The sequence below is a fragment of the Kitasatospora sp. NBC_01560 genome (genome assembly GCF_045208415.1).
Classification (GTDB): Bacteria; Actinomycetota; Actinomycetes; order Streptomycetales; family Streptomycetaceae; genus Kitasatospora.
Map to the genome: position 1 here is coordinate 5,250,400 of NZ_CP109364.1, position 17,300 is coordinate 5,267,699.

10 protein-coding genes, 1 tRNA gene and 1 pseudogene are annotated in these 17,300 nt (G+C 75.2%); 9 read left to right on the forward strand and 3 right to left on the reverse strand.

Translation table 11 applies throughout. From position 1 onward, the window contains the following. Window positions 1-61 precede the first annotated feature (61 nt). The 7 genes from topA (at window position 62) to OH807_RS23040 (ending at window position 12,263) form a co-directional block, all read left to right on the forward strand. Window positions 62-2,929, forward strand: a complete 2,868-nt coding sequence (topA, locus tag OH807_RS23010; RefSeq protein WP_406201966.1) for a type I DNA topoisomerase — start codon at window positions 62-64, stop codon at window positions 2,927-2,929. A 202-nt stretch (window positions 2,930-3,131) separates the two neighbouring features. After that, window positions 3,132-6,578 (forward strand): dTMP kinase, encoded by a 3,447-nt coding sequence (gene tmk, locus OH807_RS23015; RefSeq protein ID WP_406201968.1) that lies wholly within the window; start codon window positions 3,132-3,134, stop codon window positions 6,576-6,578. A gap of 216 nt (window positions 6,579-6,794) precedes the next feature. After that, complete coding sequence (locus OH807_RS23020; RefSeq protein ID WP_406201971.1) at window positions 6,795-8,006, forward strand: DNA polymerase III subunit delta'; 1,212 nt, start codon at window positions 6,795-6,797, stop codon at window positions 8,004-8,006. Window positions 8,007-8,291: 285 nt separating this feature from the next. Continuing rightward, window positions 8,292-9,470 (forward strand): hypothetical protein, encoded by a 1,179-nt coding sequence (locus tag OH807_RS23025; RefSeq protein WP_406201974.1) that lies wholly within the window; start codon window positions 8,292-8,294, stop codon window positions 9,468-9,470. A 150-nt stretch (window positions 9,471-9,620) separates the two neighbouring features. Continuing rightward, window positions 9,621-11,309, forward strand: coding sequence for an alpha/beta hydrolase (locus OH807_RS23030; protein ID WP_406201976.1), 1,689 nt, complete (start codon window positions 9,621-9,623; stop codon window positions 11,307-11,309). A 133-nt stretch (window positions 11,310-11,442) separates the two neighbouring features. Next, window positions 11,443-12,099 (forward strand): leucine efflux protein LeuE, encoded by a 657-nt coding sequence (leuE, locus tag OH807_RS23035; RefSeq protein WP_406201978.1) that lies wholly within the window; start codon window positions 11,443-11,445, stop codon window positions 12,097-12,099. Window positions 12,100-12,189: 90 nt separating this feature from the next. Beyond that, window positions 12,190-12,263 (forward strand) — tRNA-Thr (locus OH807_RS23040). Window positions 12,264-12,340: 77 nt separating this feature from the next. Here OH807_RS23040 and OH807_RS23045 read toward each other — a convergent pair. The 3 genes and pseudogenes from OH807_RS23045 to OH807_RS23055 form a co-directional block, all read right to left on the reverse strand. Next, complete coding sequence (locus OH807_RS23045; protein ID WP_406201980.1) at window positions 12,341-12,916, reverse strand: flavoprotein; 576 nt, start codon at window positions 12,914-12,916, stop codon at window positions 12,341-12,343. Then, a pseudogene (locus OH807_RS23050) lies at window positions 12,913-13,239 on the reverse strand (transcriptional regulator); the annotation flags it as partial. The pseudogene OH807_RS23050 and the gene OH807_RS23045, both read right to left, overlap by 4 nt. A gap of 23 nt (window positions 13,240-13,262) precedes the next feature. Then, complete coding sequence (locus OH807_RS23055) at window positions 13,263-14,816, reverse strand: MFS transporter (RefSeq protein WP_406201983.1); 1,554 nt, start codon at window positions 14,814-14,816, stop codon at window positions 13,263-13,265. 127 nt (window positions 14,817-14,943) lie between these two features. Between OH807_RS23055 and OH807_RS23060 the strand changes: the two genes are divergently transcribed. Then, a complete protein-coding gene (locus OH807_RS23060) occupies window positions 14,944-15,996 on the forward strand; it encodes an Lrp/AsnC family transcriptional regulator (RefSeq protein ID WP_406201985.1) in 1,053 nt (350 codons plus the stop codon). A gap of 147 nt (window positions 15,997-16,143) precedes the next feature. Further along, window positions 16,144-17,046 carry a sterol desaturase family protein gene (locus tag OH807_RS23065; RefSeq protein WP_406211132.1) on the forward strand — a complete coding sequence of 301 codons (903 nt, stop codon included), beginning with the start codon at window positions 16,144-16,146 and terminating at the stop codon, window positions 17,044-17,046. Window positions 17,047-17,300 lie beyond the last annotated feature (254 nt).

A 17,300-nucleotide genomic window follows, 5' to 3' on the forward strand; every position in this document is an offset into this window, starting at 1 on the left:
AGCGGAGCCCGTGCTGCCCGCGCCGACCAGCTCACATAACGACCGGGAGAGAAGAGCGAAGGTGTCCCCGAGCAGCGAGACCGCGCACGGACAGCGACTCGTCATTGTCGAGTCGCCGGCCAAGGCGAAGACGATCAAGGGCTACCTTGGCCCCGGCTACATCGTCGAGGCGAGCGTCGGGCACATCCGCGACCTGCCCAGCACCGCGGCGGAGGTCCCGGACAAGTACACCGGTGAGGTGCGCCGCCTCGGCGTGGACGTCGACCACGACTTCGCGCCGATCTACGTGGTCAACGCGGACAAGAAGTCCCAGGTCAGCAAGTTGAAGTCGCTGCTCGCGGAGTCCGACGAGCTCTTCCTCGCCACCGATGAGGACCGCGAGGGCGAGGCCATCGCGTGGCACCTCCAGCAGGTGCTGAAGCCCAAGGTGCCGGTGCACCGGATGGTGTTCCACGAGATCACCAAGACGGCGATCCAGGAGGCCGTGGCCAACCCGCGCGAGCTGAACCAGCGCCTGGTCGACGCCCAGGAGACCCGCCGCATCCTCGACCGCCTCTACGGCTTCGAGGTCTCGCCGGTGCTGTGGAAGAAGGTCATGCCGAAGCTGTCGGCGGGCCGCGTGCAGTCCGTCGCGACCCGGCTGGTGGTCGAGCGCGAGCGCGAGCGGATCGCCTTCCGCTCCGCCTCGTACTGGGACCTGGTCGGCACCTTCGGAACCGGCCGCACCGCGGCCGACGCCGCCAACCCGGAGACCTTCGGCGCCCGGCTCTCGGCCGTCGACGGCAAGCGGATCGCCAGCGGCCGCGACTTCGGCTCGGACGGGCAGCTGAAGGCGAACAGCACCAACACCCTGCACCTGGACGAGCAGGCCGCCCGCGCGCTGGCCGCCGCCCTGCAGCAGACCGCGTTCAGCGTCCGCAGCGTCGAGTCCAAGCCCTACCGCCGCTCGCCGTACGCGCCGTTCCGCACCACCACGCTCCAGCAGGAGGCCAGCCGCAAGCTGGGCTTCGGCGCCAAGCGGACCATGCAGGTGGCCCAGAAGCTGTACGAGAACGGCTTCATCACCTATATGCGTACCGACTCGACGACGCTCTCGGAGACGGCGATCACCGCCGCCCGGGCGCAGGTCACCCAGCTGTACGGCGCCGACTACCTGCCGGACGCGCCGCGCACCTACGCCAGCAAGGTCAAGAACGCCCAGGAGGCGCACGAGGCGGTCCGCCCGTCCGGCGACCGCTTCCGCACCCCGGCCGAGACGGGTCTGAACGGCGACGACTTCCGGCTGTACGAGCTGATCTGGATGCGCACCGTCGCCTCCCAGATGAAGGACGCGGTCGGCCAGTCGGTCACCGTCAAGGTGGGCGGCCGGGCCTCGGACGGCCGGGACGCCGAGTTCTCCGCCTCCGGCAAGATCATCACCTTCCACGGCTTCCTCAAGGCCTACGTCGAGGGCGCCGACGACCCGAACGCCGAGCTGGACGACCGCGAGCGCCGGCTGCCGCAGGTCGCCGAGGGCGACCCGCTGGCCGCCGACCAGCTCACCCCGGAGGGCCACGCCACCAAGCCGCCGGCCCGCTACACCGAGGCCTCGCTGGTCAAGGAGCTGGAGGACCGGGAGATCGGCCGCCCCTCCACCTACGCCTCGATCATCGACACCATCATCGGCCGCCGCTACGTCTTCAAGAAGGGGACGGCGCTGGTGCCGTCGTTCCTCTCCTTCGCGGTGGTCAACCTGCTGGAGAAGCACTTCGGCCGGCTGGTCGACTACGACTTCACCGCCAGGATGGAGGACGACCTCGACCGGATCGCGGCCGGCGAGGCGCAGTCCGTGCCGTGGCTGAAGCGCTTCTACTTCGGTGAGGGCGAGGGCCACGCGACCGGCGGCGCCGCCGAGGCCGGCAACGGCGACGGCGACCACCTGGGCGGCCTGAAGGAACTGGTCACCGACCTCGGCGCGATCGACGCCCGGGAGATCAGCTCGTTCCGGATCAACGACGAGCTCACCCTGCGGGTCGGCCGCTACGGCCCGTACGTCGAGCGCGCCTCCACCGTCGAGGGCGAGCCCGGCCGGCGTGCCGACATCCCGGACGACCTGCCGCCGGACGAGCTCACCGTCGAGCTGGCCGAGGAGCTGCTGGCCAAGCCCAGCGGCGACTTCGAGCTCGGCCAGGACCCGGTCAGCGGCAACCAGCTGGTCGCCAAGGACGGCCGCTACGGCCCGTACGTCACCGAGATCCTGCCCGAGGGCACGCCGAAGACCGGCAAGAACGCCGTCAAGCCGCGCACCGCGTCGCTGCTCCAGACGATGACGCTGGACACCGTCACGCTCGACGACGCGCTGAAGCTGCTGTCGCTGCCCCGGGTGGTTGGGGTGGACGCGGAGGGCGTGGAGATCACCGCGCAGAACGGTCGCTACGGCCCGTACCTCAAGAAGGGCACCGACTCGCGCTCGCTCACCAGCGAGGAGCAGATGTTCACGGTCACCCTGGAGGAGGCCCTGGCCATCTACGCGCAGCCGAAGCAGCGCGGCCGGGCCGCCGCCGCGCCGCCGCTGAAGGAGCTGGGCACCGACCCGGTCAGCGAGCGTCCGGTCGTGGTGAAGGACGGCCGCTTCGGGCCGTACGTCACCGATGGCGAGACCAACGCGACGCTGCGCAAGGACGACGAGATCGAGACCCTCACGCCGGAGCGCGGCTACGAGCTCCTCGCCGAGAAGCGGGCGCGCGGGCCGGTGAAGAAGACGGCGAAGAAGGCCCCGGCGAAGAAGGCCGCCACCGCGAAGAAGACGGCGACCAAGACCGCGGCGAAGAAGACCGCCACGGCCAAGACGGCGGCCAAGAAGACGACCACGGCCAAGACCGCGACCGCCAAGAAGACGGCGGCCAAGAAGACCGCCGCGAGCAAGACCACCGCCACCGACGAGGGCTGACCCCGCGCCAGTGGCCCCGGGCCCGTGCCTCCGCTCCGGAGGCGCGGGCCCGCGGTGTTCCGGCACCGGGGGCGGGACGGCCCCGGCCCGGGGCACGCGCCCGGTGGTGGAGCTGTGCGTGCTGCGTCACAACCCTGCAATGACGGCGATCCGGAAGCCCGCTCCCCCTTTTGCGGCAACCGCCGACCGCTACGCTGACGGTATGACGAGCGAGGAGCAGCCCACCCCCAGCGCCGCCCCGGCCGGCAGAGCCGGCGCGCCCGACCTGCCCGAGGTCGCGCCCGCCGGGACCCCCGGGGAGCGGGCCCGCGCGCTGCTGCGGCTGCGCCCGTACCGCCGGCTCTGGACCACCCAGCTGATCGGCGGCACCGCCGACCGGCTCGGCCTGCTGGTGCTGCTCGCGCTCACCGTGATCGCCGCGGCGGTGGACGGCCGGTTCGGCGACCTGCCGCGCAGCCTCGCCTTCGCGATCGCCGCCGTGTTCGCGGCCCGGCTGGCCGCCACCGTGCTGGTCGGCGCCGCGCTGCTCGGCCCGGTGCACGGGTTGCTCAGCGGCGCGCTGGACCGCCGCTGGACGCTGTTCGGCGCGGACGCGTTGCGGGCCGTGCTGATCGGCGTCGCGCCGTGGTGGATCGTCTGGCTGGACTCCGGCCGGGGCTCCTCCGGCGCCGCGACCTACCTGCTGCTCGGCACCGTCTTCGTGACCGGTGCGGCCGAGCGCGTCTGGGCGATCGCCAAGGGCGCCGCCGTGCCCGGCCTGCTGCCGCCGGCCAACCCGTACGCACCCCCCGGGGAGCAGCGGCCGTCCGCCGCCAACCTGGACACCGTCCGGACGCTGGACCGCCGCACCGGCTGGGCCACCGTGCCGATCGCGGCCGCCGCACTGGTCGTGCTCACCCTGGTCAACAACGTCTTCGCGGCGCTCGGCTCGGACTGGCTGCGCGCCCACCAGACCACCTTCGCGGCGCTCGGTGCGGCCGCGCTGTTCGCGGTCTCCGCCGTCCGGGTCTACCTCCAGGCACTGCCCGGCGGCCCGGCCCAGGTGGCCCCGCACTCCCCGCTGCAGGGGCTGCGCGCCCCGACCGACGCGACGCCCGGCCCCGCGCTGGCCAAGGGCCGCACCGGCTCCGCCCCGTACTTCACCTTCGCGGTCGCCGCCGCCTTCGCCTCGATGGCGGGCGTCGCCGCGCTCGCCCTGCTCACCGCGGCCGAGCACCGGGCCGGGCCGATCGGCTACGGCCTGCTGGTGCTCGCCGCTGCCGGTGCTCCGGCGCTCGGCGCCCGGCTCACCCGGGCCACCCTGCCCGGGCTCTCCCGCCGCCGGCTGCTCGCGCTCGCCCTGGTGGCCGAGGGCATCGCGCTGATCCTGGCCGGTCTGGTGCTGGACTTCGTGCTCGTCCTGCTGCTGACGGTGCTGGCCGGTCTGGCCGCCGGGATCGTCGTCTCGGCCGGGCGGGCCCTGCTCGCCCAGGAGGTCGAGGAGGCCCGGCTGCCGCAGGTCACCGAGCACCTGCACGCGGTGCTGCGGGCCGTGGTGGGTGCCGCGCTGGTCGTGGTGCCGCTGATCGCCGCCGCCTACGGCGAGGTCCAGTACGGCACGGTCGAGCCCGGCTCGTTCACCTTCATCCACGGTGGCGCGGCGCTCGCCGTCGCGACCGCGGGCCTGCTGACCCTGGTGCTCGCCGTCGTCGTGCTGCTCAGGACCGACGACCGACGGGGCACCGCGCCGCTCGGCCGTGACCTGCTGGACGCCGTCCGCGGCCTCACCGGCCCGGCCGCCCACCGCAACACCGGCACCGGCTTCTTCATCGCCCTGGAGGGCGGGGACGGCGCCGGCAAGTCCACCCAGGCCCAGGCGCTCGCCGAGTGGATCCGGGGCAAGGGCCACGAGGTGGTGCTCACCCGCGAGCCCGGCGGCAGCCCGGTCGGCCAGCGGCTGCGCGGCCTCGTCCTGGACGTCGGCAACACCGGCCTGTCGCACCGCGCCGAGGCGCTGATCTACGCGGCCGACCGCGCCGAGCACGTCGAGAACGTCATCCGCCCGGCGCTGGCCCGCGGCGCCGTGGTGATCACCGACCGGTACATGGACTCCTCGATCGCCTACCAGGGCGCCGGGCGGGACCTCGCCGCGACCGAGGTGGCCCGGATCTCGCGCTGGGCGACCGGCGGCCTGGTGCCCGACCTGACCGTCGTCCTGGACGTCGACCCGACCCGGGCCCGCGAGCGGTTCACCGAGGCGCTGGACCGGCTGGAGTCCGAGCCGACCGAGTTCCACCAGCGGGTGAGGTCCGGCTTCCTCGCCCTCGCGGCCGCCGATCCGGCGCGCTACCTGGTCGTCGACGGCAGCCGGCAGCCCGGCTTCGTGACCACCGCGATCCGCCACCGGCTCGACCGCGAGCTGCCGCTCTCCGATCAGGAGCGGGCCGCCCGCGTCGAGCAGGAGCGGCTCGCCCGTGAGGAGGCCGAGCGCCGCGCCGCCGAGGAGGCCCGGAAGAAGGCCGAGGAGGAGGCCGCCGAGCGCAAGCGGCAGGAGCTGCTGGAGCAGCTCCGGGCCGAGCAGGCGGAGAAGGAGCGGCTCGCCAAGGAGGAGGCCGACCGCAAGGCCGCCGAGGAGGCGCGGAAGGCCGCGGAGGAGGCCCGTCGCAAGGCGGAGGAGGAAGCCCGCCGCCGTGCCGAGGAGGAGGCGCAGCGGCGTGCGGCCGAGGAGGCCCGGCTCGCCGCCGAGGCCGTCGAGCGCAAGCGGCTCGCCGACGAGGCGGCCGCGCAGGCGGAGCTCCAGCGCCGGCGCGAGCTGGCCCGGGAGGAGCAGCGCCGGCGTGCCGAGGAGGCGCTGCAGCGGGCCGAGGAGGCCAGGCTGGCACAGGCCGCGGCACTCGCCGCGGCGGCTGCGGCGGCCGAGAGCGCGGCGGACCGGGCGGACCGCTCGGACGCCGGCGGCCGGGCGGACCAGGAGGACCGGTACGGGCGTCCGGTGCCGGGCGACGCGGTGACCACCGAGCTGCGGATGGTGCAGGAGAGCGACGAGACCACCCGGGAGATCTCCGAGCGGGACCGCCGGGCCGCCGTTCGCGCAGCCGAGGCGAGCGGTGCGGCCGCTGTCGACGAGACGGCGGTGCTGCCGGTCGTTCCGGCCGACGAGACGGCGGTGCTGCCCCGGGTGCCGGCGGCGGACGCCGGTCGTCGCCCGGAGCCGGCCCCGGCCGACGCGGACCGGACCGCGGTGCTGCCGCGGATCGAGGCGGCCGGGCCGGCCGACCGGGTGACCCCGGGCCTCTGGCGCGACGGGCAGGCCGGGCAGACCGGGCGCGTCGCTCAGGAGCAGCCGGTCGACAGCACCCGTGAGCTGCCGGTGGTCGACGAGGAGCCGCAGGCGTCCTCCGAGCCGCGGCCCCGGCCGTCCTGGGCCGAGGAGACCCCGATGGACGACCTGCCGAGCCTGACCGACACCCTGCTCGGCTCGCGCGACGAGTGGGCCCGCCTGGAGCGGACCGACCGGGCGCCGGAGGGAGCGCCGGACCCGCGCCGCGCGTACGGCGGCGACGAGCCCGCCGCGGACGGTGCCCAGGGCGGCGGTGACGAAGGCGGCGACGACGGTCGTGACGACCGGGGCGGCAAGGGCGGCGGCCGCCGCTGGCGGCGCCGGAGCTGACCCGGCCGGAAGGCGTGGGCGACGGGCGGTGCGGTCGGAGCGGTGCTCCGGCGGCGCCGCCCGTCGTCGTACCGGCCACGTATGCTCGACCGCGGGGAGCGGGAGACCGGGCCGGGCACGAGCACCGGGGCGTCCCGCCCGGGCGGTCCGTACCGGGGCAGTCCGTGCCGAGGCCGGTCCGGGCCGAGGCCGTTCGTACCGAGCTTGGGAGCAGCAGTGGCCGTCTGGGACGACCTGGTGGGCCAGGAGCGGGTGGTCGAGCAGCTGACCGCCGCCGCCCGGGCGGCCGGGGCGACGGTCGCCTCAGGCCGCGGGAGTGTGCCGGAGCCGGGCATCAACGCCTCGCTGATGACGCACGCCTGGCTGTTCACCGGCCCGCCCGGGGCCGGCCAGACCACTGCCGCCCGCGCCTTCGCCGCCGCCCTCCAGTGCACCAGCCCGGACCTCGCGCTCGGCGGCACGCCCGGCTGCGGGTTCTGCGACGGCTGCCACACGGTGCTGGCGGGCAGCCACGCCGACGTCAAGTACGTGCGCACCGACGGCCTGTCGATCGGCGTCGGCGACATGCGCGACCTCGTGCTGCGCGCGTCCAGCTACCCGACCGGCGGCCGCTGGTCGGTGATCCTTGTCGACGCCGCCCACCGGCTCACCGAGGCCGCCGCCAACGCGCTGCTCAAGGGCGTCGAGGAGCCGTCGCCGCGCACCGTCTGGCTGCTCTGCGCGCCCTCCGTGCAGGACGTGCTGCCCACCATCCGTTCGCGCTGCCGGCTGCTGGTGCTGCGCCAGCCCGCCGCCGAGGCGGTCGCCGACATGCTGGTGGGCCGCGACGGCGTCGACCCGGCGACGGCCCGGCTGGCCGCGCTCGCCGGGCAGGGGGACATCGAGCGCTCCCGCCGGCTGGCCGTCGACGACGAGGTCCGCACCCGGCGGGCCGAGGTGCTGCGGATCCCGCTGGAGGTCGCCGACATCGGCGGCTGCCTGGCCGCCGCCCAGCGGCTGGTCGACACCGCCAAGGCCGATGCCGAGGCACTCGCCGAGACCCAGGACGCCAAGGAGACCGACGACCTCAGGGCCGCGTACGGCGCCTCCGAGGGCAGCAAGGCGCCGCGCGGCATGGCCGGGGCGGTCAAGGAGCTGGAGAAGCGGCAGAAGAGCCGCGCCACCCGCACCCGCCGCGAGACGCTCGGCGTCGCCCTGCTCGACCTGCTCGGCTTCTACCGGGACGTCCTCGCCCTGCAGCTCGGCGCCACCGGCGCGCTGGCCAACGAGGACCAGCGGGCGGCGCTGGACCGCGTCGCCCAGGCCGGCCCGCCGGAGGGCACGTTGCGGCGGATCGAGGCGGTGCTCGCCTGCCGGCAGGCGCTGGACCGCAACGTCGACCCGCTGCTCGCCGTCGAGGCGATGACGGTGGCGTTGCGCGCGGGCTGAGGCGTGCCGGGAGGGCCGGGGGTGCCGGCACGGCCTGGACGGACGGGACGCCCGGGCTGCCGGGGCCGTCGCTGCGGCGGCCGGGGGCGCGGGCAGGGCTTCCCGCGCTAGCCGGCCGTCCCACGTTCGAGTGAACGGGCCGTACGCGCCGGGCACACCCGCGTGTGACCGCCGGGTCGTCCCGCACGCTGGGGGCCGACTGCGCCCCGATGCCGGGGGCGTCGCGTCCCGTCCGGCACCGGCCCCCACCGGTCGCCCGGCCCTCCTCCCGAGGCGGTGCGTTCCATGGTCCGTTCGCTCCTCGTCCTTCCCCTGCTGGCCGCCGCCGCGGGCGGGGTCTGGCTCGCGCGCGGCGCGATGCTGCGCTGGCGCGACCTGCGGGCCGCCGAGACCTACGAGCTGGCCGGCGACCAGCGCCCGATGCTGGCGCGCGCGGCCGGGGCGATGGTGTGCGGCGTCTGCGTCACGGCGCTGACCCTGCTGACGGCGCTGGGGACGTTCGGCGGCCTCAGCACGCCGCGCCCGCAGTCCGGCGCCGCCGGGTTCGTCGACTCCGATTCCGACTCCGGCTCCGCCGGGAGCGGCGCGGCGGGCGGCCGGCAGGCGGCCCCGCCGGCCGCCGGGGCGGTGCCCGAGGCCGCGCCCGGCAACGCGGCGGCCCCCGCCGTGGTGCCCGGCCCGCCGCCCGCCCCCTCGCCCGTGCCCAGCCGGTTCGACAGCGTCGGCCACCCGGGCGGCGGCGAGCTGCTGCAGTCCGCCGTGCTCGGCCCCGACGGGAAGCCGCGCAACGTCCGGGTCTGGCTGCCGGCCCAGTACGCCAAGGACCCGAACGCGAAGTTCCCGGTGGTCGTGATGCACGCCGCCACCCCGCGGAAGACCGCCGACACCGAGGTGCCCGACGTTTTCGAGGGCCTCAGCTCGGCCGTCCAGACCGGCAAGTCCCGCCCGTTCATCCTGGTCGCCCCGGAGGCGCCGAACGGCACCGAGCACCCCTGTGAGCTGGTGGCCGCCGCACCGCAGGCCATCGCCGACGACGCGGTGCTGCGCACCACCGTCGCGGCCGCCTTCCGCACCCTGCCGCCCGGCCCGGCCTCCTGGGGCACGCTCGGCGTCGAGGGCGGCGCGCCGTGCGCGGCGGCCGCCGCACTGGCCCGCCCGGACCTGTACGGCGCGGCCGCCGCCGTCTCCGGCCGGTACGACGACGTGGCGCTGGTCCGGACCGGTGCCGAGGCCCCCGCGACCGCCAGCCCCAAGCTGCTGCTGGCCGCGGCCAAGGCCGACGCCCCCGGGCTGGACGCCGCCCGCAAGCTCCAGGCCGCACTGCGCGGGGGCACCGGCGCGGCGGCCCGGGCCGACGTGCGGATCTCCGACAACGTGCAGGACTACACGGCGGACCGGTCCCGGCTGCGGCTGGTCCGGCAGGCCGTCCAGTACCTGGCCGAGACGCTGGCCAAGGCGTCCTGAACCGGTCGTCAACCGGTCGGTGGCCGGTCGGTGGCCGGTCGTCGGCCGGCCGGGCCGGCGCACCCGCAGCACTACGCTTCGCGGTACCCGGGCGCCGGCCACCGCCGTCCGCCCCGGACCCTGTCCGGACCACCACCCGAGGGGGAGCAGATGAGGGCAGAGCGGGACCTGCGCGGGACGGCGACGGCCGCAGTACTGGCCGCCGGGCTGCTGATCGGCGGCTGCAGCTCCAGCTCGTCCGTGCCGGGCGCCTCCTCCTCGGACACCGTCGCGCCCCGATCGCCCGGCGCATCCGGTGCGTCCGGTTCGTCGGCGCCGGCCGGTGTCGCCACCCCGGCCGCGGCGGTCGGCCGGCCCGGCGTCACGCCGCTGGAGCCGCTCCCGGCGGCCGTGCCCGCCGCCCTGGCGCCGTACTACGCGCAGCGGCTCGCCTGGCAGCCGTGCGACGAGGGCTTCGAGTGCACGACGTTCACGGTGCCGCTGGACTACGAGCACCCGGCGGGCGGGGACCTCACCCTGTCGGCGGTCCGCGCACCCGCCGTCCCGGAGGCGGCCGGGGCCGAGGGGGCGGGCCCGGCGGCCTCCGGCTCCGGCCGGCTCGGCTCGCTGCTGCTCAACCCCGGCGGCCCCGGCGGCTCGGCGGTCGAGTACGTCGAGGGCGTCGCCAGGACGTACGACAGCGGCGTCCGCGCCCGGTACGACCTGGTCGGCGTCGACCCCCGCGGGGTCGGCCGGAGCTCCCCGGTGACCTGCCTGGACGGCGAACGGATGGACGCGTACGCCGCCGCCGACATCACGCCCGACGACCAGGCCGAGATCGACGCCCTGGTGGCGGCCGACAAGGAGTTCGCCGAGGGCTGCCGGCAGCGGGCCGGCGACCGCCTCGCCCACCTGAGCACCGTCGAGACCGCCCGGGACATGGACGTCCTGCGGGCCCTGCTCGGCGACCAGCAGCTCAACTACGTCGGCAAGTCCTACGGCACGTTCCTCGGCGCCACGTACGCCGGGCTCTACCCGGGCCGGGTCGGCCGGATGGTGCTGGACGGCGCGATGGACCCGTCCCTCGACGCGGCCGGCGGCAACCGCACCCAGGCCGGCGGCTTCGAGACCGCCTGGACGGCCTTCGCCCAGGACTGCGTCAAGCGCGAGGACTGTCCGCTCGGCCGGACGGAGCAGCAGGCCGGCGAGCAGCTCGGCGCCCTGTTCCGGGCGGCCGACGTCCAGCCGCTGCCCACCGGTGACGCCGGCCGGCGGCTCACCGAGGCGCAGGCCACCACCGGCGTCATCCAGGCCATGTACGCGGACTTCCTCTGGCCCAAGCTGCGCACCGCGCTCACCGACGCGAAGGCCGGCGACGGCAGCGCCCTGCTCAGGCTCTCGGACTCGTACTACGAGCGCGGCCCGGACGGCTCGTATCCCAACCTGATGTTCGCCAACATGGCGGTGAACTGCCTGGACCTGCCCGCGCCCTTCACCGGCCCGGCCGAGGTGCAGCAGGCGGTGCCCGCCTTCGAGCAGGCCTCGCCCCGGTTCGGCCGCGACATGGCGTGGATGGCGCTGACCTGCAGCTACTGGCCGGTCCCGGCCACCGGCGCACCGCACACCGTCCGGGCCGCCGGCGCCGCGCCGATCGTGGTGGTCGGCACCACCCGGGACCCGGCCACCCCGTACGCGTGGGCGCAGGCGCTGGCCGGGCAGCTGGAGTCCGGCCGGCTGCTGACGTACGAGGGCGACGGCCACACCGCGTACGGCCGGCACGACGCGTGCGTGGACGGTGCGGTCAACCGGTACCTGCTGGGCGGGGAGGCCCCGGAGTCGGGGAAGCGCTGCGGCCCGTAGGCGGGGTGCGGGCGGGGCGTCGATCGTCGGCGGGCCGGGGCGGGGCGGCCGATGATTTCCGCTTCAACTGTCGGCCGGTGCGAAGTTACGATGAGCGCCCCCTGCCACCCGCCACCCTCACCGGAGCCCCACCGTGCTCGGAGTCACCGACCTGGCGACGTACATCCTCGGCGCCCTCGTCATCATCCTCCTCCCCGGCCCCAACTCCCTGTACGTGCTGTCCGTCGCCGCCCGCAAGGGCGTCCGGACCGGCTACACCGCCGCCGCGGGCGTCTTCGTCGGCGACTTCACCCTGATCAGCCTCACCTCGCTGGGCGCCGCCTCGCTGCTGGCGGCCAACCCGGCCGTCTTCGCCGTCGTGAAGTTCGGCGGCGCCGCCTACCTGCTCTGGATCGGCGTCGGCATGCTCCGCGCCGCCCGACAGCTCTGGCGCGAGCACCGCACCGCCCTCACCGCCGACCCCGACGCCGCCCCGGCCGCCGACTCCACCGAGCGCCCGTTCCGCCGGGCCCTGGTGATCAGCCTGCTGAACCCGAAGGCGATCCTCTTCCTGCTCTCCTTCTTCACCCAGTTCGTGGATCCCACCTACGGGCAGCCCGCGCTCTCCTTCGCCCTCCTCGGCGGCATCCTGCAGACCTTCAGCCTGCTCTACCTCTCCATGCTGATCTTCGCGGGCACCACCCTCGCCACCGCCTTCCGCCGCCGCAAGCGCCTCTCCGCGGGCCTCACCAGCGGCGTCGCCGTCCTCTTCGCCGGCTTCGCCGCCAAGCTCGCCGTCTCCTCCGCCTGACCGCCGCCTGACCGCCCTCCGGCAACCGGGTACGGATCACCCCCGAAACCTGTGTAGACTGGCCCGCGTTGCCACGCCGAGCGTGGCGGCGCCGCCTTAGCTCAGTTGGCCAGAGCAACGCACTCGTAATGCGTAGGTCTCGGGTTCGAATCCCGAAGGCGGCTCTGTAGAAGCCCCAGGACTCACTCGCCGTGACCTGGGGCTTTTGCTGTATCCGGCCCCGGGCGCCGCCCGGAAGGCTTCACCCGTTGCCGTTTGCGCGGGACCGGCTGCTTCCCACTGACGAGGCTGCCGCGGGGCGGAGTAGATCGAGGACATGGGTCCAGCTGTACTTGTCCCGTCCCCCGCCGGCCTTGGGCTTGTGGGGGACGTAGTTGCCGATCAGGACGCCCATCGACTGGAGACGGGTGAGGCTCTCCGCGTACGCGGGGTGCGCGGCTTGGGCGGAGTTGACGTAGGGCTGGACGGCCACGGGGATGCCGAGGCCGTACGCCTCGCAGAGGATGCCGAGCGCGAGGGTGTCGGAGATGCCGGCGGCCCACTTGTTGATGGTGTTGAAGGTGGCCGGGGCGACGGCGATGGCGTCGGCCGGGGGCAGCGGTTGGGGGATGCTGGGGGTGCGCCAGGCGGAGCGGATCGGGTAGCCGGTCTGGGCTTCGACGGCTTCCTGGTCTATGAATCCGAGCCCGTTCGGGGTCGCGATCACGCCGACTCCCCAGCCCTCGGCATGGGCAGCGGTGATCAGTTCGCCCACTCCGTCGGCGATGCCCGACGCGCAGACGACGACGTAGAGGAACGGCTCGCGGTGCTCGGTCAAACCTGGACTCCCAACTCCTGGCAGAAACGGCGAAGCTCCGGGACGGCACCGCGCCGGTCGCGAGCGGCCATGTCACCGGCCAGCTCCAGCACGCTGGGCCGTCGGCGGATGTCCTCCGAGGCACAGCTCTCCGCGATCCTGAGCGCTTTGTATCCCTCGGCCAGTCTGCCCTGCTGGCTGTAGGCCCGTGCAGTCTCCACCCACAGTGCCGCCCGGCGCTCGGGGACCGGGATACGTCTGCGCATCAGGGGCTGGGCGGCTTCCAACGCCGTTCCCGCGTCGCCGAGGACGACCGAGGCGCTCACCGAGTGGAGCGCGACGTTGCCGTGCCTCCCGGGCGGTCGGGCTAGGCCCGGGTGCCCTGGTGCTCGTCGAGGACACCCACCGGACCGGCTGGCGGCTGGGCGTCCGTTGACCCGGGGGCGCCGGCCCCTGCCCCGGCTCCGGCTCCGGCTCCGGGCCGCGGCCGGAGCAGGACCGCCACCAGGGCCGCGCCCGCCAGGGCGGTGAGCGCCGCGACCAGCATGGTGTGGTCCAGTGCGGTGGCGAAGGCCGTCCGGACCAGCGGTTCGGGGGCGCCGTCCGGGATCCGGCCGGTGCTGAGGGCCCGGGCGGCGGCGGCCGGGTCGGGGACGGCGGGGGGCCCGGTCAGGGCGGACCGCAGCCCGTGGTGCAGGACCAGGCCGAAGACCGCGATGCCGAGGGCCTGGCCCAGTTGGCGGAAGGTGTTCAGGGCGCCGCCCGCCATGCCGCCGCGCTCGGGCGGGACGGCCGCCATCGCGCTCGCCGCCAGCACCGGGCTGACCGCGCCGGCGCCGAGACCGGTCAGCGCGAGGCCGGGCAGCAGGGCCGCCCACCCGGAGGAGCCGTCGAGTGTGCACTGGAGGAGCCCGCCGGCGCCGATCACCGCGAGGCCGCCCCCGAGCGGGAGTGCGGCCGGCAGGGTGGCGAGCCGGCGGCCGGCGGCCGCGGAGACGACGAAGGCGACGGCGCTCATCGGCAGCAGGGTGAGCCCGGCGGCCAGCGGGCTCCGGCCGAGCACCGCCTGCAGCCACAGCGAGGTGTAGGGCAGGTAGGAGAAGGCCGCGGCGGAGTAGAGCAGGCCGCAGAGCAGGACGCCGGTGAACGACGGGCGGCGGAACAGCGCGAGGTCCAGCAGCGGGTGCGGGCTGCGTGCCTCGATCAGCAGGAACGCGGCGAGGGCGGTGGCGGCGAGCGCGGCCAGGGCGAGGACCGGCACCGACGTCCAGCCCTCGGCGCCGCCGCGGACCAGCACCAGGACGAGTGCGCCGGCCGCGACGGTGAAGGCGGCGGCGCCGGGCAGGTCGGTCCGGCGGGCGGCGGGGTTGCGGGACTCGGGCAGGGTGCGCAGGGCGAGTGCCACGGCGGCGACGCTGAGCGGCAGGTTCACCAGGAAGATCGACCGCCAGCCCAGGTACTCGGTCAGCAGGCCGCCGGCCACCGGCCCGGTCGCGGCGGCGGCGCCGCTGACCGCGCCCCAGACGCCGAAGGCCACGGCCCGGTCGCGCCCCTGGTAGGCGAGGTTGAGCAGGGCCATCGCGGTGGCGAACATGGCCGCCCCGCCGACCGCCTGGACCACCCGCGCGGCCACCAGGACCGGGCCGTTCGGCGCGAGGCCGCAGGCCAGCGAGGCCAGGGCGAAGACGGCCAGCCCCACCGTGTAGACCCGCCGCCGGCCGTGCCGGTCGGCGAGGGCGCCGAGGCCGAGCAGCAGGGCGGCCAGCGCGAGCGCGTAGCCGTCCAGCACCCACTGCAGCCCGGCGAAGTCCATGCCCAGCCCGGTGCCGATGTCCGGCAGGGCCACGATCACGATGCTGACGTCGGTCAGCAACATGAACACCCCCAGGCTGACGGCCACCAGCGGCCACCACTTGCGCATCCCCGTACTCCTCGCTCCGGTGCCCGGCCCGGTCGGCCGGGGCTCCGCCAGCTTCGGGCGGGAGCCGGAGCCGCGTCGCGAAGAAACCCTGATCCGGCGGAATGCGACACCGGGTAGCGTCCGTCCGGTGGAAACCGTGACGCTGGACGAGCTGGATCGCGCACTGCTGCACGCCCTGCAGGTGGACGGCCGGGCGCCGTTCCGCCGGATCGCCCAGGTGCTCGGGGTCTCCGACCGGACGGTGGCCCGGCGCTACCACCGGCTGCGCGCCGACGACGTGCTGCGGGTGGTCGGGCGGACCGACGCCCGGGTGCTCGGTGAGGTGGACTGGCTGACCAGGGTCAGCTGCGTGCCGGACGCGGCGGCGGCGATCGCCGGGGCGCTGGCCCGGCGGCCGGAGACCTCGTGGGTGAGCATGCTGTCGGGCGGCGGCGAGATCGTCTGCGTGACCAGGTCGCCGGCCCGGCCGGACCGGGAGGAGCTGCTGCTCGGCAAGCTGCCGCGGACGCCGCGGGTGCTCTCGGTCAGCGCCCACTACCTGCTGCGGACCTTCGTCGGCGGGACGGCGGCGTGGGGCGGGCGCACCGAGGCGCTGAGTGCCGCGCAGGTGGCCGCGCTGCGGGCGGCCGCGCGGGCCGACGCCGGGTCGGCGGCGGTGGGGTCGGAACCGGGGGAGGGGGCGGGAGCGGGGGCGGACGGGTCGGCGGCGGCGTCGGCGGGAGGGGCCGGCGTGGCTCTCCCGGGCGAGCTGGACCGGGCGCTGCTGGTGGCGCTCGCGGCCGACGGGCGGACGCCGCTCGCCGAGCTGGCGGCCCGGACCGGGGGGCCGGAGTCGACGGTGCGGCGGCGGCTGGCCGCGCTGACCCGGTCCGGACTGCTCTACTTCGACGTGGACGTGGACACCCGGCTGCTCGGCTTCGAGGTGGAGGCGTTCTGCTGGCTGACGGTGGCTCCGGGCCGGCTGACGGCCGTCGCCCAGGAGCTGGCGAGCCACCCGGAGGTGGGGTTCGCCGCCGCGACCACCGGGCCGGCGAACCTGGTGGCGAGTCTGGTCTGCCGGGACGTCGAGTCGTTCTACGGCTACCTGACGGACCGGCTGGGCGCGTTGGAGGGGGTCGGTTCGCTGGAGACGGCGCCGGTGGTCCGGAGCGTCAAACGCGCCGGTCTGCTGATCCGATGATCGAAGGTATTTGCTCGTATTCTTCGCCAAAGCGGCCGATAGTTTGCCTACCGATTATCCGACAAAAAGCGGCGCTTGTGATTCTTTTCCAAAATCACTCGCATCGCCTTCCGGCCACCGTTAGTATCGGAACGATTGCTTTCGGTGATCGTCCAATGCCGGACGGCGAAGGGGGTGGCCGTGGGGGCGTACCTGCGCAGCGTGCTGCGTCATGTCGCATATCCGACCTTGCTGATCACTGTCGTGTCGATATCGGTCGCGGCCCTGCGCTGGCGGTGGGATCTCGGGCGGACGAGCCAGTTCTTCCTGGTCGGCGTCATCGGCTGTCTGACGGTGCTGGAATGGTTGATTCCGTACGAACCTGAATGGCAGCCGGTGCTCGCCGAGTGGGGCTGGTACGGCGTCTACTTCGTGCTCACGATGGTCGGCGGAGCGCTGGCCCAGGTGCCGGTGGCGGCCGCGGTCGGGCGGCTGGCGCCGCCGCATCCGACGCTGCCGCTCTGGGCGGAGATCCCGGCGGCTCTGCTGCTGGGCTCGCTGGCCAACTACCTGATGCACCGGTGGAGCCACACCAACCCCTGGCTCTGGCGGCTGCACGGGGTGCACCACGTGCCCGCGAAGGTCAACGTCGCCAACAACGGGGTCAACCACGTCCTCGACGTGCTGCTCACCCAGGGCGCGGTGCAACTCTCCCTGGCGCTGGCGGGTTTCTCGGCCGAATCGGTCTTCGTGGTCGGCCTGTTCGTGGTCGCCCAGGGCTACTTCGTGCACGCCAACGTCGACGTCCGGATCGGCGCGCTGAACCACGTCTTCGCCGGCCCGGAGCAGCACCGCCTGCACCACAGCGTGGACCTGGCGGAGGCCGGGCACTACGGCTCCGACCTCTCGGTCTGGGACCACGTCTTCGGCAGTTTCACCTGGCGGCCCGGTCTCCGGCCGGCCGCGGTGGGGCTGCAACGCCCGTCCGAGTTCCCCAGGACGGAAGCGGTGCTCGCCAGCCATCTCCAGCCCTGGCGTCGGCCTGCCCGGGCCAACGACGTCCCGGCCTGACCGCCGCCGAACAGGCCTGCCCCTCCACGATGCCATCCGACGACGCCCACTCCTGACGCAGGCCCCTGCGGCCGTCCCCCGACCCACTGCCCGCCCGGTCACCCGATCGTGGCCGCCCGCCGCCCGACTGCCCGTCCGTCGGTCGGCTCCCTCCGGCCTGCCCGCCCCCGGCCGGTCCGGCTCTCGGCCTGCCCGGCGCCGGATCACGGCCGCCGTCCCCCTGCCCGTGCGGCCCTCCCACGTATCCGCCGCGC

Bases quoted from the DNA above. Each gene is read 5' to 3' on its own strand.
- tmk (WP_406201968.1), top strand. From the start codon at position 3,132: ATGACGAGCGAGGAGCAGCCCACCCCCAGCGCCGCCCCGGCCGGCAGA.
- OH807_RS23025 (WP_406201974.1), top strand. From the start codon at position 8,292: ATGGTCCGTTCGCTCCTCGTCCTTCCCCTGCTGGCCGCCGCCGCGGGC.
- OH807_RS23030 (WP_406201976.1), top strand. From the start codon at position 9,621: ATGAGGGCAGAGCGGGACCTGCGCGGGACGGCGACGGCCGCAGTACTG.
- OH807_RS23055 (WP_406201983.1), bottom strand. From the start codon at position 14,816: ATGCGCAAGTGGTGGCCGCTGGTGGCCGTCAGCCTGGGGGTGTTCATG.